General features: G+C 34.0%; 26 protein-coding genes and 1 pseudogene. 22 read left to right on the top strand and 5 right to left on the bottom strand.

The window, feature by feature from the left end; genetic code table 11:
- Positions 1-12: 12 nt before the first annotated feature.
- Positions 13-1,439: pseudogene (locus tag CIT01_04280) on the bottom strand (potassium transporter).
- A 395-nt stretch (positions 1,440-1,834) separates the two neighbouring features.
- The gene (locus CIT01_04275) at positions 1,835-2,056 is read right to left on the bottom strand and encodes a deoxyribonuclease (GenBank protein AXV37469.1); all 222 of its coding nucleotides are present in this window, start codon (positions 2,054-2,056) and stop codon (positions 1,835-1,837) included.
- Positions 2,057-2,296: 240 nt separating this feature from the next.
- Between CIT01_04275 and CIT01_04270 the strand changes: the two genes are divergently transcribed.
- The 3 genes from CIT01_04270 (at position 2,297) to fhcD (ending at position 5,107) form a co-directional block, all read left to right on the top strand.
- Positions 2,297-2,779, top strand: coding sequence for a YfcE family phosphodiesterase (locus CIT01_04270; protein AXV37468.1), 483 nt, complete (start codon positions 2,297-2,299; stop codon positions 2,777-2,779).
- Between the two features lie 136 nt (positions 2,780-2,915).
- Positions 2,916-3,932 (top strand): hypothetical protein, encoded by a 1,017-nt coding sequence (locus tag CIT01_04265; protein AXV37467.1) that lies wholly within the window; start codon positions 2,916-2,918, stop codon positions 3,930-3,932.
- Between the two features lie 281 nt (positions 3,933-4,213).
- A complete protein-coding gene (fhcD, locus tag CIT01_04260) occupies positions 4,214-5,107 on the top strand; it encodes a formylmethanofuran--tetrahydromethanopterin N-formyltransferase (GenBank protein ID AXV37466.1) in 894 nt (297 codons plus the stop codon).
- A gap of 103 nt (positions 5,108-5,210) precedes the next feature.
- On the opposite strand, the gene CIT01_04255 is transcribed toward fhcD, so the two are convergent.
- Positions 5,211-7,073 carry a hypothetical protein gene (locus CIT01_04255; protein AXV38719.1) on the bottom strand — a complete coding sequence of 621 codons (1,863 nt, stop codon included), beginning with the start codon at positions 7,071-7,073 and terminating at the stop codon, positions 5,211-5,213.
- A gap of 147 nt (positions 7,074-7,220) precedes the next feature.
- On the opposite strand from CIT01_04255, the gene CIT01_04250 reads away from it, so the two are divergent.
- Both CIT01_04250 and CIT01_04245 read left to right on the top strand, forming a co-directional pair.
- Positions 7,221-8,693, top strand: coding sequence for a bifunctional ADP-dependent NAD(P)H-hydrate dehydratase/NAD(P)H-hydrate epimerase (locus tag CIT01_04250; protein ID AXV37465.1), 1,473 nt, complete (start codon positions 7,221-7,223; stop codon positions 8,691-8,693).
- A 125-nt stretch (positions 8,694-8,818) separates the two neighbouring features.
- The gene (locus CIT01_04245; GenBank protein ID AXV37464.1) at positions 8,819-9,604 is read left to right on the top strand and encodes a band 7 domain-containing protein; all 786 of its coding nucleotides are present in this window, start codon (positions 8,819-8,821) and stop codon (positions 9,602-9,604) included.
- 62 nt (positions 9,605-9,666) lie between these two features.
- Here CIT01_04245 and CIT01_04240 read toward each other — a convergent pair whose 3' ends face one another.
- Positions 9,667-9,924, bottom strand: coding sequence for a sigmaK-factor processing regulatory BofA (locus tag CIT01_04240; GenBank protein AXV37463.1), 258 nt, complete (start codon positions 9,922-9,924; stop codon positions 9,667-9,669).
- A gap of 44 nt (positions 9,925-9,968) precedes the next feature.
- Positions 9,969-11,150: an argininosuccinate synthase gene (locus tag CIT01_04235; GenBank protein ID AXV37462.1), complete on the bottom strand. Its 1,182-nt coding sequence runs from the start codon at positions 11,148-11,150 to the stop codon at positions 9,969-9,971.
- Positions 11,151-11,292: 142 nt separating this feature from the next.
- Here CIT01_04235 and CIT01_04230 point away from each other — a divergent pair, with 142 nt between their 5' ends.
- The 17 genes from CIT01_04230 (at position 11,293) to CIT01_04150 (ending at position 21,670) form a co-directional block, all read left to right on the top strand.
- On the top strand, positions 11,293-12,036 hold the full coding sequence (locus tag CIT01_04230) for a succinylglutamate desuccinylase (protein AXV37461.1): 744 nt from the start codon (positions 11,293-11,295) through the stop codon (positions 12,034-12,036).
- The gene (locus CIT01_04225; protein ID AXV37460.1) at positions 12,033-12,737 is read left to right on the top strand and encodes a hypothetical protein; all 705 of its coding nucleotides are present in this window, start codon (positions 12,033-12,035) and stop codon (positions 12,735-12,737) included. Before CIT01_04230 ends, CIT01_04225 begins: the two co-directional genes overlap by 4 nt.
- 235 nt (positions 12,738-12,972) lie before the next feature.
- Positions 12,973-13,335: a hypothetical protein gene (locus CIT01_04220; GenBank protein ID AXV37459.1), complete on the top strand. Its 363-nt coding sequence runs from the start codon at positions 12,973-12,975 to the stop codon at positions 13,333-13,335.
- Positions 13,336-13,639: 304 nt separating this feature from the next.
- Entirely contained in the window at positions 13,640-13,951 is a 312-nt protein-coding gene (locus tag CIT01_04215; GenBank protein AXV37458.1) for a cation:proton antiporter, read from the top strand.
- 76 nt (positions 13,952-14,027) lie between these two features.
- Positions 14,028-14,285: a hypothetical protein gene (locus tag CIT01_04210; GenBank protein ID AXV37457.1), complete on the top strand. Its 258-nt coding sequence runs from the start codon at positions 14,028-14,030 to the stop codon at positions 14,283-14,285.
- 5 nt (positions 14,286-14,290) lie between these two features.
- Positions 14,291-14,563, top strand: coding sequence for a cation:proton antiporter (locus CIT01_04205; protein ID AXV38718.1), 273 nt, complete (start codon positions 14,291-14,293; stop codon positions 14,561-14,563).
- Complete coding sequence (locus CIT01_04200) at positions 14,560-14,793, top strand: hypothetical protein (GenBank protein ID AXV37456.1); 234 nt, start codon at positions 14,560-14,562, stop codon at positions 14,791-14,793. Before CIT01_04205 ends, CIT01_04200 begins: the two co-directional genes overlap by 4 nt.
- A gap of 1 nt (position 14,794) precedes the next feature.
- Positions 14,795-15,166: a hypothetical protein gene (locus CIT01_04195; GenBank protein ID AXV37455.1), complete on the top strand. Its 372-nt coding sequence runs from the start codon at positions 14,795-14,797 to the stop codon at positions 15,164-15,166.
- A gap of 87 nt (positions 15,167-15,253) precedes the next feature.
- Positions 15,254-16,750 (top strand): hydrogenase, encoded by a 1,497-nt coding sequence (locus CIT01_04190; GenBank protein AXV37454.1) that lies wholly within the window; start codon positions 15,254-15,256, stop codon positions 16,748-16,750.
- Positions 16,751-16,761: 11 nt separating this feature from the next.
- Complete coding sequence (locus tag CIT01_04185) at positions 16,762-17,100, top strand: energy-converting hydrogenase B subunit G, EhbG (GenBank protein ID AXV37453.1); 339 nt, start codon at positions 16,762-16,764, stop codon at positions 17,098-17,100.
- The gene (locus tag CIT01_04180; protein AXV37452.1) at positions 17,093-17,371 is read left to right on the top strand and encodes an EhbH; all 279 of its coding nucleotides are present in this window, start codon (positions 17,093-17,095) and stop codon (positions 17,369-17,371) included. The genes CIT01_04185 and CIT01_04180 overlap by 8 nt, the downstream gene beginning before the upstream one ends.
- A complete protein-coding gene (locus tag CIT01_04175) occupies positions 17,372-17,815 on the top strand; it encodes a cation:proton antiporter (protein ID AXV37451.1) in 444 nt (147 codons plus the stop codon). It abuts the gene before it with no gap.
- Between the two features lie 2 nt (positions 17,816-17,817).
- Complete coding sequence (locus CIT01_04170; GenBank protein AXV37450.1) at positions 17,818-18,063, top strand: energy-converting hydrogenase B subunit J; 246 nt, start codon at positions 17,818-17,820, stop codon at positions 18,061-18,063.
- A gap of 71 nt (positions 18,064-18,134) precedes the next feature.
- The gene (locus tag CIT01_04165) at positions 18,135-19,496 is read left to right on the top strand and encodes a ferredoxin (protein AXV37449.1); all 1,362 of its coding nucleotides are present in this window, start codon (positions 18,135-18,137) and stop codon (positions 19,494-19,496) included.
- Positions 19,493-19,978, top strand: coding sequence for an energy-converting hydrogenase B subunit L EhbL (locus CIT01_04160; GenBank protein AXV37448.1), 486 nt, complete (start codon positions 19,493-19,495; stop codon positions 19,976-19,978). Before CIT01_04165 ends, CIT01_04160 begins: the two co-directional genes overlap by 4 nt.
- Positions 19,979-20,054: 76 nt before the next feature.
- Positions 20,055-20,501, top strand: coding sequence for a hypothetical protein (locus CIT01_04155; protein AXV37447.1), 447 nt, complete (start codon positions 20,055-20,057; stop codon positions 20,499-20,501).
- A gap of 23 nt (positions 20,502-20,524) precedes the next feature.
- A complete protein-coding gene (locus tag CIT01_04150) occupies positions 20,525-21,670 on the top strand; it encodes a hypothetical protein (GenBank protein AXV37446.1) in 1,146 nt (381 codons plus the stop codon).
- Positions 21,671-21,682: the final 12 nt, after the last annotated feature.

Genomic DNA, 21,682 nt, shown 5'->3' with positions numbered 1-21,682 from the left:
ATGTATCTATAATCATTGAAATACATCAAAAAAACTTTTTAATAAAACAAGCACAGGAATTATTTCCAGTCTTCCAATCCACATATTCCCTATTAAAGCTATCTGGCTTATATCGGGCATGTTATAAGAAACTATGCCCATGGAAAGTCCCACATTACCTTGAGCAGAGAATACTTCAAAAGGGAATTTAAACCATCATATCCCTGGCTAACTAGGACGCTCCAGCTAATAAAAATAAAAATTAAATATAAGAAAACGTATGATCCTGCTTCTCTAATTTCCACATCACTAACGGATTTACCGGATATTTTACGAGGTATAACAGTTCCTACAGGTGATAAAATTCGTATTAATTCCCAATAAACTCCCTTTAAGATGGTAACTATTCTTATGAGTTTTATAGCACCAGTGGTCGAACCTGCAGCACAACCAATCATCATGGCACCTATTATTATAACTTTAGCATAAGCTGGCCAGGCAATCATGATATTTGTAGGTTGAATGCTGGATCCAGTACAAGTAAGGGCTGATACAACATTAAAAACAGAATTCATAATACCCAGATTTGTATTTACAATCATAAGAATGGAAAACAGAGTTAATATAATTATCATGGCCTGAAATTGAATGTCTTTTAGAACATCGGTTATTTTGCCTTTTATGGCTCTGTAATGCACTAAAAAGCTTGTACCTCCGATTATCATTAATATCATAGTTATAACATAAATTAAATTGCTGTTATATGCTCCAATATTGTTGTTATTGATGGACATCCCACCAGTTGATAAATTGGTCAGGGTGTTATTAATTGCATCAAAAAGAGACATACCTGCAAGTATGTAAAGAATAATTCCTAGAACTGTGTAAAATAAATAAATCCACCATATGGTCTTAACTGTATTAACTATACTGGGCCTTATTCGCTCTTCTCGAGCTTCTGCTTTATATAATCTTGCCGCAGCAGTTCCGGGCCTAATTAGTATCCCTATAACTACTATAACAACTCCTAATCCACCAATCCACTGTTCAAGGCTTCTTAAAAACAGGATAGATTTTGGAAGTATTTCCACATTGCTAAATATACTAAGACCGCTGCCAGTCCAGGCAGACATACTTTCAAAATAAGCATTTAAAAAATCTATGTTAACAGCAAGCATTAAAACAAAACTACCAATCAAAGCAGCCCAGAGCCAGGCCATACCAGCCACAATCATACCATGTTTAAGTTTTATTTGACCTTTACCTGCTAAAAATTTTCTAAAAAATGTTCCAACTAATATAGAAATTGCAGAAGGAATAATAAATGCCATAAAATTTGTATCGTTGTATATCAGAGCAGCAATTAATGGAATTAAAACTGCAACTCCTATGCCTTGAAAAATTATTCCTAAATGTTCCGAGATTACTCGAATATCAGTTCTATTTAAATGACCTATCATTTACACCGTATAAAAGATAATCAGCACAGCATATAAATTTAGTCATAAATACAACTTAAGTTATACATATTGTTAAAATATAATACGGCTATAAATTATCTGTTAACATTTTAATGATTTATTATAATTTAAAAATAGATTTAAACGTATTATATCTGCTTGTATAGTTTAATTTACAATAAAAAGTCCTATATATCTAAATAACTTTATTTAGATAGGTTTAAAAAAATCATCTTTTCTGTTATTAATGCAAAATTAGTAATATTTTGGTATTGATTTGAAAAAATAGATAAAACAGATTAAAACTGGTTAAGTTTACAAAAAATAAATAATTCATGAAAATTAATTAAATCAATTTTCAAGAACCTTAATCTAATACTAATTTATATGTTTATTTATTCGACTATTTCAGCAAAAGCGAATTTTCTTCGGGCAGAGTTAATTCTTATTTTAACTTCATCACCGACTTTAGCTCCTGATACAAATACCACAAAGCCTTCTATACGGGCGATTCCGTCACCATCTCTACCTTCATCTTCAATTTTAACATCATATTCTTCTCCCACATTCACAGGAGTTGAATAGTTCTGTTGTTTGTTGTAACTACTTTCAAACAATTCATCACATCCTAATAAAGCCAAAATTTGGCTTAGAAATAATTTTCAATTATTTACATATAAACTTTACTATTACTATGTATATTTTTAAAAATTTGAAAAAAATTAATCTTTTAAATGTTTCCTTAATCATTCCCATGGTTATGTATAAATGATCTAATTTTCTACTTGCATAGAATAATAAAAATCAATCTACTTAAATAATCTATTTATTATACTCAAAAGAGAATAATTATATTTATGATAGGAATTATAGCTGACACCCATGATAATCTGAAAGCTATACATCAGGCAGTGGATTTTTTTAACCAAAAAAATGTAGATCTGGTGATACATGCTGGGGACTTAATAGCACCATTCACAGTAAATGAATTTTCCCGGTTAAAAACCAATTTTTTAGCAGTTTTTGGTAATAACGATGGAGAAAGAGACGGACTAAAAAAAGCGTACCAAAATTTGTGCTTTTTAGAAGACTTCAAGGAAATAAACATTGAAAATAAAAGATTTGGCATTATCCATGGAACTAACGAGTCAATAGTGGATGCATTGACAAAAAGTGGGAAATATGATGTGATTATTCGTGGGCATACACACAAATTGAATATCAAGGAAGGCGAAACTCTTGTAATTAACCCGGGAGAAGCTTGTGGATATGTCACTGGTGAGAAAACACTGGTTTTACTTGACTCTGAAACTTTAAATCACGAAGTAGTTAAATTATAAGTAAATAAATAGTCTTTCAATAAGATTTTATACAAATTCATCTTTGAGTCTGGTATATTCCGTGTTTTTAATAATTTAGTGGATTATATCATGGTTTTGTTGAATAGAGTAATATAAATATTTTTAAGAGGTTTAAATGAAACATAAAGTTTTACTTTTAATGGTTATGGGCGTAGGGATTTTAATTGCCATGATAATGTTTATTGGGCCGGGTAAAATAGAAGGTGCTATCAAAATGGCCAATATATGGTACATTATACTGGCCATAATCATTCAGATTATTACCTATGGTTTATGGACTCTTAGGTGGTCCATTACTACAAAATCAGTTGGAATATCAATTAAAAAAAGGCACCTCTTTCCAATGTTAATGGTTGGATTGGCTATAAATAACCTTACACCTAGTGCAAGAGGTGGGGGAGAGCCAGTTAGGGCATATATTCTCAGTAAATATACAAAAACACCTTTTGAAAATTCATTTGCCACCGTAATTGCAGATAGGGGTTTGGATACTTTCCCATTCATAGTTTTATCTATTTTAACCATTGTTTCAATGGTACTATTTTTTAAATTAGCTCAATGGATTGTTTTAGCACTTATAGTGGCTTTGGTTATAATTATAGTGGTATTTGTAATTGCAATTTTTATTTCAGTTGATAAAAATATTGCTAAAAGATTTACCATGTGGTTAGTGGGTGTTATTAAAAGGATTTCAAAAAAGAGGTCCCGGCAGATTGAAGAAAAAGCACTTGAAGCTATTCATGGATTTCAGGATAGTATAAGGATAATGCTTAAAGATAAGCGTGTATTATTTTATGGACTTCCTCTGTCCTTTTTTATCTGGTTCATGGAAATAATTAGAGTTTATATTGTTTTTTCTGCATTCAATGCGGATATTTCTTTAATAATTATTGCCGAAGTTTTTGTTATAGCCAGTTTAATAGGCCTAATCCCGTTCCTGCCTGGTGGTTTGGGAGCAGTAGATGGGATGATGATAGTTTTATATTCTTATGCTGGAGTTCCTCCATCAATTAGTGCAGCTGCTACACTTGTAGAAAGATTGATTTCTTTTTGGATGACTTCCATTATTGGTATAGCAGTACTTCCTTACTTTGGAAGTGCAGCAATAGAGAAAATTTCTAAGAAAATATAGCATATTCAAATAATAAAATAAGACATATCCCTTAATAATAATTCCAAATTTGGTTTAGAGTTTACATACATTCATCGAGTTTTATTTTCATCCTTCTACTTTTTCGAAGTATTTTTCGCATGAAATTCAACTAATAATTTTTAATAAACTATTTTCAAAGTTGGTATTGTAATATTACTGCATTTATGAGTGTTTTAAATATTTAGTCTGGATAAAAATTAAATGGAAAAATATATAACTTCTCTTCATAAACCATCCTCATATACTAAAAGGTGATAATCATGGAAATAAACGGAGTGGAAATAGAAGATACTTTTGCAGAAGCGTTTGGTATACAGGTATCCCGATTGCTTGTAACTGCAGCAACAAAAAAACTAGCTAAAATAGCAGCAACCGAAGCAACAGGATATGGAACTTCAGTTATTGGATGTCCGGCAGAAGCGGGAATTGATTGTTATGTTCCTCCAGAGGAAACCCCTGACGGACGGCCAGGTTACATTATAATGATCTGCAATATGAACAAGGATAAACTGGACCACGAACTGTTAGAAAGAGTGGGAATGTGCATATTAACTGCAGCAACAACTGCTGTTTTTGATAATATGGATAATGCAGATGAAAAATTTAAAACCGGAGTAAAATTAAAGTATTTCGGTGACGGTTATGAGAAAAAACTTGAAGTAGATGGAAGAACTGTTTATTCCATCCCACTTATGTCTGGTGATTTCTTGGTTGAAGGTGAATTAGGAATTAAAAATGGAGTTGCTGGGGGTAACTTTTTCATATTAGCCGAAAACCAAGCTGCAGGTCTATTAGCTGCGGAAGCTGCTGTTGATGCAATAGCTAGTATATCTGGAACAATCACACCGTTCCCGGGAGGAGTTGTTGCTTCCGGTTCTAAAGTAGGATCAAATAAATACAAGTTTTTAGGTGCTTCCACCAATGAAAAAATGTGTGTAACTCTAAAAGACGAAGTTGAAGATACTCAAATTCCTGTTGATGTAAACGGTGTTTACGAAATAGTAATTGATGGATTAGATGAAAAGTCTGTAAGAGATGCTATGAAAGCAGGTATAGAATCTGCAGTAAAAGTACCAGGTGTTTTAAGAATAAGTGCCGGAAATTTCGGCGGTAATTTGGGTGCTTACCAATTAAAACTGCACGATCTATTCTAAAAAATAGTTTTTATACTATTTTTTTTATTTTTTTACATTTTAATGTGTACTTTGGGATTTTTAGTTTTAAGGATGATAATAAAATGATCATCTTAATATAGAACTACTCTGAATTTTCTTTTTCAACAATGTCCCATATTTCCTCTTCAGGTAAATCAATCCCTAACAATAATCCTTCTTTTTTCAAAGCGGATACTATATTTTTAATAGTTTTTACATCAGTTGCAGAGACAGTATGGGAATGAATATGTCTTGAAATCTCATAGAGAGCTTCCAGTGATCTACGTGCGTCAGGATTGTCAAGTTCCCTTTCACAATTTTTCACATCTTCCATAGTTCTAATGTAAAGTTTACGAGTAACAACCTGCCTAACCCCGGGGAAATAATGCTTAGAATCTAGAATATGACCTCCTTGTTTAACAATTATCTTTTTGTCATCTAATTCTCCCACGTGATGTTTCAATAGTAGTTCTACAGTGGTGCCATATTTTTTTATAGCATCTTTGATTTCTTCGGTGGAAAGGTTAACTCCAACCAAGAATCCTTTAGCATTCAATTCGTTCTCTACTTCTCCCAAAGTTTTTGTATCCGGGCCACTTATTCTGTGGGAATGAATTCCCCCTCCGGATAGTGAATATAAGCGATCAAGATTTTCCATTTTCTTTTTATCGTGTTCTAATATATCAATGAATCTCTCCATTTCTTTAAATTCAGATAAACCTATTTTTCTATGAAGAGATTCTCTAAAACCTGGAAGGTAGTATTCTATGTCTTCTAAGACGCAACCATGCCTTAAAATTACTTCTGCTTCTTCTCTTATATCATGCACATCATGATTTTCAGTGATTTTTATTTCTGGTTTTATAACAACTTCGACCAGCCGGCCATGCTTTCTGGCTTCTTCTTTTATTTGTTCTTCATCCAGATCAACACCTAAAAGCAACCCTTCCTTTTTGATTTCATCCACTACCTTCTGTAAGGTTTCCTTGTCTGGACCTGAGATCCAGTGGGAATGAATGCCGCTTACTGATTCATAAACACGTTCCAGGGAATTTTTACGTGTAGGATCATGTTCTAAACTACCTAAGAATTTATTGAGTTCACTTAGTTTAGATATGCCAATTTTTCGGGCTAAAGGTCTGCGAAATTCAGGTAAATGATATTCAATATCTTCTAGGGTACACCCATGTTTTATAATAATTTCAGATTCCTTTCTTATATCATCCACATCATGCATTACCGTGATCTTCATCATGGTAGGTTCAATTGCAGCAAAGTAAATATCTTCTCCGCCACTGGTTTCAGGTGATATTACCCGATCTGCACCTGAACGGTAGAGTCTGCGAATATTTTCACTTTTACTGGCCCGGGATACTATCCATATATCGGGACTTAATTCGCGGGCAGTTAAAGTAATAAATAGATTGTCTACATCGTCACCAGTTGTTATTATAACTCCCCTAGCTCTTTGTATGCCTGCATCTTTCATGACAGTTTCGTCTGTGGCATCCCCGGGCATGGCAAGTATCTTAGGATCTTCCCATAATTCTTTTTCCACTACATTCTTGTTTTTTTCGATTATTATTGCTGTTTGATTTCTTTTTTTCAGTTCTTTAAAAACAGCAGCCCCTACTCTACCATATCCACATAATACAAAATGATTTTTAGTTTCAGACATTAATCTTCTTAATTTAGCTCCTGAGGTAATTTCTTCCACTGCCATGGTCACCACCGTAATTGTTAAAGTAAAAACATAAGCTATCAATCCTACGCCACCCAAAACCAGTGTAATTGCAAAAATTTTCTGTATGGGTGTAACTGGAGAAATATCACCATAACCTACAGTTGCAACTGTTATTATGGTATAATAAAGTGCATTAACAGGGTCTAAACCCATAATAATTGTTGAACCAATAAAACCATATGCTATTAATCCTAAAAGGGCGAAAAGTGCATATATGAGCATATGTGATGGTATTCCTGGAATATTATAAGAATTGGGCAAGTAGGGATTTGGCAAAGGATCACCATTAATAATAAATGAAGTAATGATCTTTTTTTAATGCTATAAAATTAAATATAATTTGTTTTATAATCTATAAATAGTGATACCATGACTCCCAAGGATATGATGATAATAGATACTAATGCTGAAGAGTTAGGAGTATCTAAATCTTCGCTTATGGAAAATGCAGGCAAATCTGTTGCAGAATATATAAAGAATAATATAAAACCGTGTAAAGTAGCAATATATGCTGGAAGTGGAGGTAACGGTGGGGATGGTTTTGTTGCAGCCAGACATTTAATAAATAATGGTTTTGAAGTCGAAATATTTCTTTTAACTCGTCCTGATCATATAAAATCTAAACAATCTCTGCAAAACTGGAACATCCTCCAAAATATGAATCCTGTAATTAGTCCTCTAAAAATTAAGATAATTACTGATTCTACACTTCTTAAGAGAATAGATGCTCAGGTAATAATTGATGCTTTACTTGGAACTGGAATTCAGGGAAAACTTAAAGAACCAGTTTCTACTGCTATAACTCTTATTAATAAGCTTGATGGATTAAAAATTGCAGTGGATGTTCCCAGTGGCTTGGATCCTTTGACTGGTGATGTTAATGATAAAGCAGTCCAAGCAGATGTTACAATTTCATTTCATAGGGCAAAAAAAGGAGTTAACGATTCTAGTAACTATGTTGGTAAATTAGTGGTTAGTGATATTGGAATTCCAAAAGAAGCAGAGATTTTCACTGGTGTTGGAGACCTTCTGAGGCTGAAAATCAGTTCAAAATATTCGCACAAAGGTAATAATGGTCGGGTCCTGGTAATTGGAGGTAGTAAAGATTATTCTGGAGCCCCTGCCCTAGCAGCATTATCGGCTATGAAATCAGGGGTGGATATAGTGTATGTTGCCTCTCCTGAAGTTGTAGCATCAGATATCCGATCATATTCTCCGGACCTTATTGTGAGAAGCTTTTCACGAGATTACATAACAGAAAATGATGTAAATCCTATTTTAGAATTAGCTGATAATGTTGATTGTGTTTTAATTGGATGTGGTTTGGGAAGAGATCCAGAAACAGTATTAACGGTCAAAGATATCATATCCAAACTTGGTAAACCATTGGTAATTGATGCAGATGCCTTACACATGTTGGACAAGAAAACTCTAAATACAATTAAAGGGGGAAATATAGTTATAACTCCTCACTCTGGAGAGTTCAAAGCAGTGACCGGTTACAGAATACCAGATAAACTTGAAGATAAGATCAAAATGGTAAAAGAGAGGTCTAATGATTTAAAATCTGTTGTTTTACTTAAAGGAGTTATAGATGTTGTAGCTAATGGAAATAATATCAGACTCAATAAAACCGGGAATCAGGGAATGACTGTTGGTGGTACTGGTGATTGTTTAGCAGGTTTGGTAGCGGGACTTATCTCCAAGGGACATGAAACTTTTGAAGCAGCCTATCTGGCAGCTTATATAAATGGAAGGGCTGGAGACATGGCTCTGGAAGATTTAGGCTATAATTTTACTGCCAGTGAATTGATATCATTCATACCAAGGGTTTTCATGTAATCTCATATTAAATTCAAGTCTTTTTTTATCATTTTTTAATTAATCATCTTATTTGATGAACAATTTAATTAACTTTCAATTTCATAAATGATACTGTAAAAAAACTTAAAAGGGAGGTTATATCAATGGATTGGATTACCATTTTAATAATAATCATTGTTGTGTTGATTATTTTAGGTCTATCCATAAGAATAGTGAACCAGTATGAGAGAGGGGTTGTTTTCAGGTTAGGAAGGGTTATAGGAGTTAGAGACCCTGGACTTCGTATTATAATACCTTTAGTGGATAGAATGGTCAAGCCGTCTTTGAGAATTGTTACCATGCCTATTCCTGCCCAGAAGATAATTACTCAGGATAATGTAACTATTGATGTAGCTGCAGTGGCTTACTTTAAAGTGATTGATGCATACAAGGCAGTGGTGGAAATTGAGAATTATGATCGGGCAGTTAACCAGATATCTCAAACCACAGTAAGAAGTGTGGTAGGTCAGTTTACTTTAGATGAAGTCCTTTCAGATACACCTAAAGTTAACCAGAAAATTCAGGAGATTATTGATGGACACAGTGAGCCATGGGGAATCAAAGTCACCACGGTAGAAATAAAGGATATTAAACTTCCTGAAAGTATGCAAAGAGCGATTGCATTGCAAGCAGAGGCTGAAAGAGAGAAAAGAGCTAAAATTATATCTGCTGAAGGTGAATATCTTGCTGCAGGTAAATTAGGAGAAGCAGCAGACATAATAACTGAACATCCAGTGGCACTACAGCTTCGAATTATGCAGGTATTGAGTAACATTGCTGCAGAAAAAAATTCAACCATAGTGTTCCCTGCTCAGTTATTGAACAGTATTCGTGATATTAAAGACTTCCTGGGATCTGAGTTAGGTAGTGTAGACGAAAATAAAAAATAGTAAGGAACATGTTTAATGACTTTGGAAATGAAAAAGTTTTATAAAATAAAACTTTTAATTTTTTAGAATAACCCTAGAACTTGGATTATCAATAGAAAGATTACTCCTATTACTCCACCAAATCCAGCGATGAGTATAGTCAATATATTTACGGGTATATCTACAAATGGAAGAAGATTTACCAAGAATAGTAATACCCATCCCAGTATAATGTGTAAAATTATTTTTACGCCTAGTTTAAGGGCTTTTGCCAGTATTCCAATACCTAGTATTATTAGAATAATTATTATAATACCTAGTACTATTAAACCGATTGAAATCGTTTTAAAAACCTCTGGTGATCTTTAATCATCCTTTGCAGACTTTATTGTTTTTTGCAGATTTTGTTGTAAGCTGCTGCCTGAATACCATAATGTTTCACCATACCTGCAATTTCCCGTTGATCAAGGGCCTTGTCCTCAAAAGATACAATATCTTCCTGGTATAAGCTGTAGGGTGACTTTCTACCTGTAACTCTCATACTTCCTTTGTGTAATTTCAGGTTAACCTTTCCAGTTACTCTTTTTTGCATTTTATTAAAGAGACTGTCTAGATCCTCACGCAGCGGTTCATGCCACATCCCATCATATATGAGCTCGGAATAAGTGGTACTAGCCGTTTCAGCAAATTTTAATTCTTCTCGAGTCAAAACTAACTGTTCTAAAGCTTTATGGGCAGTTATAAGTAGTATTGCTGCAGGTGTTTCATAAATTTCCCGTGATTTAAGGCCAATGATTCGATCTTCAATGATATCAATCCTTCCAATACCGTGCATACCTGCGATTTCGTTACATTTAGCTATTATATCCAATGGAAACATCTTTTTATCATCAATGGATGTTGGAACTCCATTTTTAAATTCTATGGACAGATCAAGTGCTGTGTTTGGAGCATCCTTAATGGAGCGAGTCCAGCTGAATACATCTTCAGGCGGTTCTACCATAGGGTCTTCCAGCACGTCTCCTTCAATGGCTCGTCCCCAGATATTTTCATCGATACTGTGCTGTTTATCTGAAGGTAGAGGTATTCCGCATGATTGGGCATATTCCATTTCTTCAGTTCTGGTGAGATTCAAGTCGCGTATCGGTGCTATTACCTTACATTCTGACATTGACCGTATAACAGACTCAAAACGGAACTGGTCATTTCCTTTACCAGTACAGCCATGGGCGATTGCAGTCGCTCCTTCCCTTCTTGCAAGTTCAACAATTTTCATGGCGATGAGTGGTCTGGCTAATGCTGTAGATAGAGAATATCCTTCGTAAAGAGCATTGGCTTTTATGGCTTTGAATATGAAGTCTTCTGCGAATTCTTCTTGGGCATCTATAGTATAATGTTTCAGGCTACCTACTTTATCCGCTACAGAGGCGGGTCGGTCTATTTCTTCTCTAGGTTGTCCTACGTCTACACAAGCTGTTATTACATCCATGTCATATTTTTCTTCTAGTAATTTTATGCATACTGAAGTATCTAAACCACCACTGAAAGCTAGAACCACTTTTTCCATCTAATCACCATTACAATATATTAATATTAATCAATTTTTTTGATATTATGTTTATATAAAATTGCATCTAAGATATTAATTAAGTAATTTAAGTAATATATACTAATAAATATTTTCCAGTATCTTTATTGTGGTGTAGGTAATGATTTTTAGTAATTTGAATAATATTAATGTCGAATTTAATATAATATCCTATGAAACTGGGGGAAAAGTTGAAAAAAATGATGTATTAATGAAAAATATTCCTAAAACGGATTTAAATGAGACAATAATTAAAAAAGCCAGCAAAGGTACAACATTAATTAAACTTGGTAAAAAAAGCCCTAAGTTAATGATCACGGCAGGAATTCATGGAGATGAATTACCTCCACAAATTGCTTCTTTGAATATTATAAATAAAGTTTTGAATTGTAATTTAAGAGGAACATTATATGTGATCCCATTTGCAATTCCCTATGCTACAATGGAAAATTCTAGGAGATTCAATGGAACTGATATGAATAGAGCGGCTGCAAAAGCCGGATGTCTTTCTAATAATTTGCTTAAGATAATTAAAATGTTGAAAATTGATGCGGTGGCAGATTTTCATTCCACCAAACTTAGAAGTAACCCTGGAAGACAGAGTGTTTTCTGTTCCAAGAAACCTTGTATAAAAAGTTTTAAAATAGCCCAACACATCAGTGAAAACACTCCTTCAGAGCTTATATTTTACAAAAATGCAGGTTTGTATTATAAAGGGGCTTTTGAAGATGAATGTAATCTAGCTGGAATTCCTGCAGTAACCTGTGAAGTAGTTTCTGAAAATGGTGTGGTTGATCCAGGATCTCCTAAAAAATCTTATAATCAGATGATGTCATTTTTAAATTATTTTAACATGATTAGATAACGAAAAGAGGTGTTTGTGTGTCTTCATATAAAAAACATGTATTGTTTTCCCTTTTGTTTACCATACCCTTTTTTCAAGAAGTATTTTTACTGGCACTGGCAGTTGTTGGAACATCAATTATAGATATAGATCATAACATAAAAAGAAAAAACCGTAATATAATATTGATAGTGGGTTTACTTCTATCCTTAATATTGTACATGTTGAAATTACCATTTTTAATAGGTATTTTATTGGTTTTAATAGTTTTAATACTTTATTTTTCTAAACACCGGGGTTTTACACATTCTTTGTTTGGAATATTTGTTTTATCCATTTTATTGACAGCTTTTGTTTTGGGTGCCTATTTTTTATTAAAAGATTTCAATGTGGATAATAAAATTACTTTGATGATTATAGCAGTATTTATCGGAGTTCTAAGCTTAAATAAACGAATAATGCCTATATACATTATTCTGGCTGTTCTTGGAATTTATTTTTTGCCAGTTGCAAATATCACGTTGTATGGAACATTTTTAGCTCTGTTTTTAGGGTTTATAAGTCATTTAACACTAGATCTTTTAACTCCTAAGGGTTTGGAACTATTCAGACCATTATCCTCCAGGAAATGTAAAAAGAAATATGGGGTACTGTTTCTGGTTATATGGGGAATTTTTGTGTTTATTAGATTATACACGTACTTAAAAGTTATTCTTTATTGATTAATTTGATAAATATTGATTTATTTTTATAATATAACAATAAAAGCTTTAAAATGTTGATTTAAAAAATTTTAGCAGTAGCTATTATTTTTTCTACCTTTTTTGAAAAAAATTTTGTTTGATCTTTGAAGTCTCATATTATCAAATCAATATTACATAAGATACCTTTTTGATTAGATTTAAATATTTTTAAATAGATAATTAATTCTATAAAATTATTAGGAGGAGATTTTCTATGGTTAAATGGGGGCCAGTTATTGTAGGTTTTATTTTAGCAATAATATTAGGCAATATCGGAGTTTATATAAATCCTTATTGGGGTTCCAATCTGGGTTTGTTTATTGCAGGATTAATTGTGGGTTACTGGGTGCATGAAGGCCTTTTAGGGGGTTTATGGAATGCTACTGTTGCTGGAGCATTTGGATCTATATTATTGGCAATATTACTAATTGTTGGAGGAACAATATTCGGTGGTTTAGCCGGCTTTGCAGCAACTTTTGTAGCAGGTGTAGGTATAATTATCGTTGCACTAATTCTGAACATAGTGTTTATGGGTGTTGGTGGAGCTATAGGTGGATTAATTAGTGGAAGCGACTAGTTAACCCTTTTTTTATTATTTTTATGGTCTGTACTTGTAGAGATTTTATTTATATGATATTTCCAAGTAATTTTCTGGCATCATTGATGTTCCTTTAGCAATATTATTTTGAACTTGTCAACTGATGGAAAATTTTTTTAGTTATCTTTATATATGTCATGTTTTATAATGATGAATTGTAATTATCATGGTAATAACAAAATAGCTTTAAAAACAGTTAATAAGTTATAAAAGTTGTTTATGATTTGTCATGCTAATATTTCCTGATAATATTTATATCAAATACAAAAAAGGGGTTAAATCCATGTTTATAACAAGAATATTTTATGGTATCGTTTATTTCATTGTATTGGTATTCGAAATCTTAAAAGCAACAGTAGATGTGGCTTCCAGAACTGTAACTGGTAAAGTAGAACCGGTTGTAGTAGAAATCCAAACAGAACTCAAAAGACCAGTTTCTCAGACTATTCTTGCTAATAGTATTACTTTAACGCCTGGAACTCTTTCTATTGATCTGGATTCTGAAAACCAAATAATAAAAGTTGCAACAATCGTTCCAAAAGAAAAAAGTGATATAATTCCGTTTGAATCTTATATAAAGGGTATGTTAGAATAAATAATGAAAAATCGATTAATAAACTTTAAAAACGCAAAAAGATAACTATCAATATTACAAACTGAGGACTGTTAAAATGGATTTACTATTATTATCTGAATATATTCTTCTGGCATCGCTTACCATCTTTGCAATCGCAACCATTAGAATTGCGACCAGAAAAACAATTGCCATGGGTTTGGTAGGAGTGACTGGATTGAGCATAGCTGTTGCCACCATATTAATTTTAGTTCAAAATATGTATAACATTGGTTTCTGTAAGGAAATAGCCTACGCACTGGTAATATTGGGGCCAGTGGGAACCATAGCATTTTCAAAAGTTTTGCGAGGATGATTAAAGTGATGGATATACTAATCTTGATAAAATCAGCAGTATTACTTATTTCATCTGTTTTAGTCTTGCTTTCAGCTATTGGAATTATAAGATACAAAGATGATTTACAAAGAGTGTTATATGCTCGGGTTCATATTTTAGGGATAGCTGATGTGGCATGTATACTGGCACTTTTAGTTCTAGGTCAACCACTTTTAGCTGCTACTTACTTTATCCTTGCTCCATTTGCAAACCACGCAATAGCAAATGCATACTATTACGGGGAGGAAACAAAATGATTGAATACATTCTTATGATACTAACCATTGCTGGGGCGATACTTGCTCTAATACAGAGAGATCTTCTAAAAGCAGCTATATTAACTGGTATTCCTGGTGCATCAATCGCCTTTTTATATCAATATCTGCTGGCGCCAGACGTTGCTCTAACACAAGCCATAGTTGGAACAGCAATCATACCAGTATTTTTTGCTTTAGCGGTTTACAAAACCCGCAGGATGGAGGAATAAAATGATCATTGATACACAATTAGCATCACTATTTACTGCTGCTTCTTTGATAATAATAGGAATTTTTGCGGCAGGATTTTTAGATAATCTAATTAAAAAGATCATAGGATTAGCATTCATAGGTGATGGAGTTAATCTTTTCTTAGTTTCTCTTGGATACAAACCAGGAGGCATTGTTTATATTTATCTTCCAGACATGACTGTAAACTGGTTTGCACAAAATGCTTCTTATCCTCTTCCTTTCGCATTAGTACTTACTAGTATTGTTATTGGGGCCAGTACCCTTGCTGTTATGTTGGGATTAATAATTGTATTATACAAAAAGCACGGAACTATAAGTGCATCTAAGGTTCTGAGAGATGATGGAGAGTAATAAAATGAATGTTAATTCAATTTACACAACTATAACACCTCTAAACCGAACTATGTATCTTTTGAAGGTTTATATGGGGGGAGTATTATGAATCCATTGATTCCCATAATGGTCATACTTCCAATTGCATGTGCTCTGCTTCTAAATCTACTGCACAAAAAGGATAAAACAATTAAAATATTAGCAGTCTTAGTAGCGTTAACCATACCGATAATACCCTTAATTGCGAGTTATGGTACTTATTTCTTTGGTGGATACGCACCTCTAGCTGAAAATCCAGCTATTGCCCAGAATTTACCGGCATTTATAACCAGCTCGGCTTTGAATGTATTCCACCCTGCAATAACCTATAGTTTCGATAGCGCACAAAAAATCATGTTGTTTATATTGGGTTTAATTGCGCTTCTGGCAATTTTCACATCTTTAAACGAAACCAAAAAATCTTCGGGAGTTTACGCTTTCTTAATGTTCATGGGAACTGCGGCAGTAAGTGCCATTCTCTTAACTGATGACATATTTAATTTATATGTTTTCTTTGAAATTGCAGCCATAACTCAGGTGGGAATTATTGTAGCCTCCAAAGTGAAGAATAATTATGAAACTGCGCTAAAATACATGATTTTAGGTAGTATTGCGGCTCCGTTACTACTTTTAGGAATAGCTCTACTTTTAGGGTTAACAGGTAATGTGAATATTACTGACATTATTTATTCACTAAAAAATGGAGTTGTAAATCCTCAAAATCCTGTATTATTGATGGCGTGTGGTTTGATAGTATTCGGATGGTTATATGGGTCAGGATTGCCACCATTCCACACTATTAAATCAGCAGTTTACAGTAAAGCTTTGCCCCATGGTGCGGCATTACTTCAAGCATTTTCGGTTTTCACCTTCGTAGCGCTGGGAATTATTATCCTTAGAATATTCTCATACCTTCCCTTTGCCCAGGTAGCTATAATTGTCATATCATTACTGGCTATGATACTGGGTATAACCATGGCATTAATGCAAAATGATTTCAAGAGAATCATTGGTTACCTAGCTGTTGGAGAGCTGGGATACATTGGAATTGGTCTGGGTTTGGGGACTGCCTTTGGAATTACTGCAGGATTATTTCAGGCAATAAACGAGGCAGTTATAACTGCTTTCCTGTTCATAGGCTTCGGAACGGTGTTATATAAAACCGGCATCAGTGACACCAGAAAACTTGGTGGTTTGATGATTGAAAATCCTAAAGCAGCGCTGCTGGTTTTATTAGCAGGTTTTGCAATGGCAGGAGTTCCACCTTTAAATGCATTCCAAAGTAAGTTACAACTAATACAAGCTTCAATTAACGCAGGATTACCCGAATTAGGTATAATAATGATATTAATAAGTATTGTAACATTTATGACCTTTATGAAGGCATTTTATACTATATTCATGCGACCTAAACCTGCAGAACTAGAAATAAATGATAATAAAATACCTAAAGCCACCATAATATCTATGCTGGTTTTATTGGCCGTATGTATAATTTTAGGGCTTTTCCCACAAATAGCGACTGGTTACTTGCAGGGGTTAGCAAATAGTCTGGTAATATGAAGAGGGATCCTATGAATATCTACGATCTTATATTAAAAAGAATTAGAGAAATTCAAACAAAAACTGAAGAAAATGAGCCATTAACTAATATATCTGCTTCATCAACTTTGGCAGCAGAAATAACTTTGATATCCTCCCTTTTAATTGCTCTGGTCATGTTAAGATTAGTGAATACTATACTAATGATAGTGATAGTAGTAGCAGTATTTGTGATAGCTTTAACTACCATACCTTTAATGCCTCGTCTAAAGCGAGAACAGAACGATTCATTTAATAGCATGATATTCTATGTTATTGTGGCTCTAGGTATAATAATAACCCTTTTCTACTGGGGGAATTTAAATGTCTGATGGATTAAGAAATTTAATAGCAGGAATAGCTCTTGCTGTATTTGGTGTTACATTATTCCAGGCCATATATGGATTTAAACCATTAATTTATCCTGGAATCAGTTATTTATACAATTATGTAGGTCCAAGTATAGCTCCCAACATGGTTACTGTGGTTGTGTTTGATTGGAGAGCATACGATACTTTAGGTGAAGCTTTAATACTTGTAACTGCGGTTGTTGTAACTTTACTGATATTTGGAAGAGGAAAAGTTGAGTTGGGAGGAAAATAGATGAGTACCATTCTTAAAATATTCGTATTTCCTGCAGCAATGCTAATCATGTGTTTGGGAATTTTAACCATACTGGGAGGCCACATAACTCCTGGGGGAGGATTTCAGGGAGGTGCTATGATAGCAGGTGCCTTCATATTCTGTGCTGTTGTATATGGTTTACGTGAAAATCCCTTTAAATTCTCACACAACTTTTTGGCAGGAATGGAAAGTGTAGGAGCATTAGGATTTATCATACTGGGATTGGTAGGTCTAGTTTTCACTGGATTTTTCCTTTACAATGTTGGAGTAGATCTTTACAGCACTGTACCTCCATTTATAATGAATTTATTTGATTATCCTGACCCGATTCATGCGGGAATTATACCCTACCTAAACATCCTAGTTGGAATAAAAGTTATGGTAGGTTTAAGCGCAGTGGTAATAACATTCTTGGAGAGTTAAAAATGTTTTACATAGGTCCACCACTTTTTGGTTTCATACTAGGCTTCATACTTGGAAGCAGAATTAAAACAGAACCAGATAGTAAAATAAAATTTACCTTAGGGTCATTCCTGGTAGTTTTGATCGTAGCCATTTTAATGGCATATGAGTTAGGTCCATTTCCATTTTATCAAGGTATACCAATTGCTACAGGGTTTGTTGCTGCAATTATAGGAATATTTGCAGGTAAAATAATTTTAGGAAGATAAAATCAGATTAATCAGATATAGATAAATAAATTGATAATATAGTCAAATCAACTGAATGGAAGGCAAGTATCATGTTTTTATCAACAAAAAAATGTGAGGGCATTGGAGAATGTGTTAAGGAGTGCCCTACAGAAGCAATCAGAATCATTGAGGGTAAAGCTTTCAGTTGCATCACTTGTGGTGCATGTGCAGAAGCCTGTCCTAACCGGGCCATTTTTAGGAATAAATATGGCGGATATGTTGTTGACAGGGCTAAATGTAATGCCTGCGGTGTATGTGAACTTACCTGTCCAGTTAACAGTATAAAAATTGAAGAAGGTACAGTCAAAGGAATTTGTTCTCGGTGCGGTATATGTGTAGATGCCTGTCCTATCAACGCAAGATTAGATGCTTATGATGTCATAGAAGACAGGCAAATACAGTTCTTAGAATCATTAAATCTCACCATCCCTCCCAAAGAGAGATCTAAAAAAGAGGATGAAAAATCAGAAAGGGTTAATGTGGTCACAGACACTGAAAAATGCACACTTTGCAAGCGCTGTGAATATTACTGTCCTACTGAGGCAATACAAGTTAATGTTAATTTAGAGGGTAAATGTACAGAATGTGGGGTATGTGAGGATGTTTGTCCAGCTGATGCAATATCAGATACAACTATAGACCCTGAAAAATGTACTTTATGCCTTAAATGTTTGAAAGAATGTCCAAACAAAGCCATTTATATAGATGATTTTGAGGTGAAAATTAGAAAACCCGAACCTTCAGAAGAAATTGAGGGTACTATTGTTTCTTGCTTAAATTGTGGTTTATGTGCTGAGGCATGTGGAAAAGGGGCGCTTAAAATGGTTGATGGTAAATTAAGATATGATCCAACCCTTTGTGAAGAATGTGAGTCCATGGAGTGTTTGGAAGTATGTCCAGTCGGCACCCTAAAATTATCTGATGATCCTAATCAAAAAATTAAAGGTTTCTGCGTTTCTTGTGGAAAATGTGTAAAGGCTTGTGATGTAAACGAAGCAAGAAGCTTTAAAAATGTAACATGGGATGGAACTGTATCTGAAGATTGTATATCTTGCGGAATTTGTGCAGAGTTATGTCCTAAAGATGCCATAACATTAAAAAGAGGAACAATTGATGTTGATCTTGAAAAATGCGTATTATGTGAGAAATGTGGTATACACTGCCCTGTGGATGCAATTCCAAAAACTACTATGCGTAAAAAATCAATAAAAGACGGATTTACTTTAATTGAAGATAAATTGTGCATGCAATGTAAATTATGTGAAAAAATATGTCCAGAAGGAGCTATTTCTGAGACAGAAGATGGAAGATTAGTAGTGGATGACTCTAAATGCACATATTGTGGAGCATGTTCTAATGCATGTCCTGCCAGAGCAGTGTTATTTGAAAGGGAATTTGAGGTATCATCATGAAAGATTTAATCAGAATAATGTTAGAAGGTGCTTATAGTAACCTTAAACGGATAATTTTTGCTTCTGATCGAGTTACTGATATGGAACTTCGGAATAAAATATTAAATGGTCAGATAGTACCTACAGAAAAGGTTGCTGAGGTGCCATGTATTGGTTGTTCTGGATGTGCGAATGTGTGTCCCACCGGTGCAGTTTCCATGAAAAAGTTGGAAGAGCCTGTGGAATTAATGGAAGGATTAATCAAGGATCAAATACCGGTTTTAGACAGCCTTAAATGTGTAAATTGTTATTACTGTCATGATTTTTGCCCATTATACGCATTATTTGGAGAGGCAGGAACTATACATCCTAATGATGTAGGTGAAGTTGAATCTGACATAACTGAACTTCTTGAAAAACCAATTAAAATATCTGAAGATAAAATTGCATTTATATCACAATATCTCGCGGATACCAGCATATTAAAGAAAAAAAAGTATTAAAAAGCCATATTTTTAGTTAATACGATAGTTAGATAAAAAATATTAATCAACGAATCCAAAGTTTAAGAGGGATCAAATGAGTTTAAAATCATATTCAAGGGCTCGAGCAGTACATGTAATGTTAGTATATACTGGTGGATGTAATGGTTGCGATATAGAAATCGTTAACTGCATATTTTCACCAAAATTTGATGCAGAACAGTACAAAGTATTTTTAACCTGGAACCCTAGAGAAGCAGATGTACTGGTGGTTACAGGTCCTGTTACTAAACATACTGAAAAACCTTTAAAGGAGATTTATAATGCTATACCTGAACCTAAAGCAGTTGTAGCTGCAGGAGCTTGCGCTCTCATGGGAGGAGTATATAAAAATATACATGGAGATATTCCTTCTGAAGAAATAGCAGGACCAGTGGAAGAAGTGATACCAGTTGATGCAAAAGTTCCTGGTTGTGCAGTACGGCCCGAAGATGTTTTATCAGGAGTTGTAGCTGCATTACCTTTACTATTAAATGCTAAATAATTTATAAACCATCAGGTGTTTTTATGAATGAAGATAACAGGATAACTAATAAATCAACAAAAGAAACCATAATCGAAACAGAGGTTGCAATGGGTACTGTTCACTCTGCAGCCATTGAACCATACCGGGTTAGACTTTTTGTTGAAGATGAAATCGTTAAAGATGCGGAAATAACTATCGGAGTTAACCACCGTGGAATTGAGCGGATTATGGAAGGTTTACCGGTAGAAAAGGCCAACGCGTTAACTGAAAAAGTATGTGGAATTTGTTCCAACATTCATATCTGGAATTCAGTACTAGTGGCTGAAAAAGGATTGGGTATAGAAGTTCCAGATCGAGCACAATACATCAGAGTAATCATGGGTGAATTAGAAAGATTACACAGTCATTTGTTATATTTAGCTCATGGTAACGAAGTTTTGGGTCATGAAACCTTTTCAATGAGATTATTTTATATAAGAGAGACAGTAATGGAACTTTTAAGGATGATTGGTGGCAACCGTGTCCAGTACGGAGCACCAATTATTGGAGGTGTTAGGCCTAGATGTGAACTGGATGCCATGAGAATACAAAAAATCAAAGAGGGCATGGACCTTATTGAAGAAAAGGTTTTAAATTTCGCTGATAGGTTTGTTTCTGATCCTATGGTTATGTCACGTATTACTGGAGTTGGAGTAATATCTCAAAAAGATGCTATAAGATTGGCTACTAGTGGCCCTACATTAAGAGCTACAGGTGTTGCCAGGGATTTAAGGACAGAAATGAAATGTTATGATCCTTTTGAATTTGATATTATTACTCAAGATGATGGAGACGTTAAATCAAACCTTCTTGTTCGAGTATTCGAAGTTTTTGAATCTATAAAAATAATAAGACAAGCAATAAAAGATCTACCTGAGGGTAAAATAACTAATAGAAGTTGGGATATGCAGGATACTCCAATTATAAAAAGTTATGTTGAAGCACCCCGTGGAACCCTTTATCATTCTTATAAAATAGAGGATGGAAGAGCTAGAAATGTTATAATTCGTACACCGTCCATAGCAAATATAGGGGCAATGCAACATGCTTGCATTGGATATCACATAACCGATGCTCAACTAGCTATAGTTCAATGTGATCCTTGCTTTACATGCACTGACCGTGCTATTAAAATTATAGAATTATAGGAGACGTGGTGA

Origin of the sequence: Methanobacterium sp. BRmetb2 (assembly GCA_003491285.1) — an archaeon.
Classification (GTDB): Archaea; Methanobacteriota; Methanobacteria; order Methanobacteriales; family Methanobacteriaceae; genus UBA117.
Note: the sequence above shows the minus strand (reverse complement) of the source record. Positions and strands in the feature narration are given on the sequence as shown.

Coding starts and splice junctions, on each gene's coding strand:
- CIT01_04170 (AXV37450.1), top strand. CDS start 17,818: ATGTTTTACATAGGTCCACCACTTTTTGGTTTCATACTAGGCTTCATA.
- CIT01_04255 (AXV38719.1), bottom strand. CDS start 7,073: ATGCTCATATATGCACTTTTCGCCCTTTTAGGATTAATAGCATATGGT.
- CIT01_04250 (AXV37465.1), top strand. CDS start 7,221: ATGACTCCCAAGGATATGATGATAATAGATACTAATGCTGAAGAGTTA.
- CIT01_04160 (AXV37448.1), top strand. CDS start 19,493: ATGAAAGATTTAATCAGAATAATGTTAGAAGGTGCTTATAGTAACCTT.
- CIT01_04150 (AXV37446.1), top strand. CDS start 20,525: ATGAATGAAGATAACAGGATAACTAATAAATCAACAAAAGAAACCATA.
- CIT01_04215 (AXV37458.1), top strand. CDS start 13,640: ATGTTTATAACAAGAATATTTTATGGTATCGTTTATTTCATTGTATTG.
- fhcD (AXV37466.1), top strand. CDS start 4,214: ATGGAAATAAACGGAGTGGAAATAGAAGATACTTTTGCAGAAGCGTTT.
- CIT01_04220 (AXV37459.1), top strand. CDS start 12,973: ATGGTTAAATGGGGGCCAGTTATTGTAGGTTTTATTTTAGCAATAATA.
- CIT01_04185 (AXV37453.1), top strand. CDS start 16,762: ATGAATATCTACGATCTTATATTAAAAAGAATTAGAGAAATTCAAACA.
- CIT01_04195 (AXV37455.1), top strand. CDS start 14,795: ATGATCATTGATACACAATTAGCATCACTATTTACTGCTGCTTCTTTG.
- CIT01_04155 (AXV37447.1), top strand. CDS start 20,055: ATGAGTTTAAAATCATATTCAAGGGCTCGAGCAGTACATGTAATGTTA.
- CIT01_04175 (AXV37451.1), top strand. CDS start 17,372: ATGAGTACCATTCTTAAAATATTCGTATTTCCTGCAGCAATGCTAATC.
- CIT01_04230 (AXV37461.1), top strand. CDS start 11,293: ATGATTTTTAGTAATTTGAATAATATTAATGTCGAATTTAATATAATA.
- CIT01_04165 (AXV37449.1), top strand. CDS start 18,135: ATGTTTTTATCAACAAAAAAATGTGAGGGCATTGGAGAATGTGTTAAG.
- CIT01_04190 (AXV37454.1), top strand. CDS start 15,254: ATGAATCCATTGATTCCCATAATGGTCATACTTCCAATTGCATGTGCT.
- CIT01_04270 (AXV37468.1), top strand. CDS start 2,297: ATGATAGGAATTATAGCTGACACCCATGATAATCTGAAAGCTATACAT.
- CIT01_04265 (AXV37467.1), top strand. CDS start 2,916: ATGAAACATAAAGTTTTACTTTTAATGGTTATGGGCGTAGGGATTTTA.
- CIT01_04180 (AXV37452.1), top strand. CDS start 17,093: ATGTCTGATGGATTAAGAAATTTAATAGCAGGAATAGCTCTTGCTGTA.
- CIT01_04235 (AXV37462.1), bottom strand. CDS start 11,150: ATGGAAAAAGTGGTTCTAGCTTTCAGTGGTGGTTTAGATACTTCAGTA.
- CIT01_04200 (AXV37456.1), top strand. CDS start 14,560: ATGATTGAATACATTCTTATGATACTAACCATTGCTGGGGCGATACTT.
- CIT01_04245 (AXV37464.1), top strand. CDS start 8,819: ATGGATTGGATTACCATTTTAATAATAATCATTGTTGTGTTGATTATT.
- CIT01_04210 (AXV37457.1), top strand. CDS start 14,028: ATGGATTTACTATTATTATCTGAATATATTCTTCTGGCATCGCTTACC.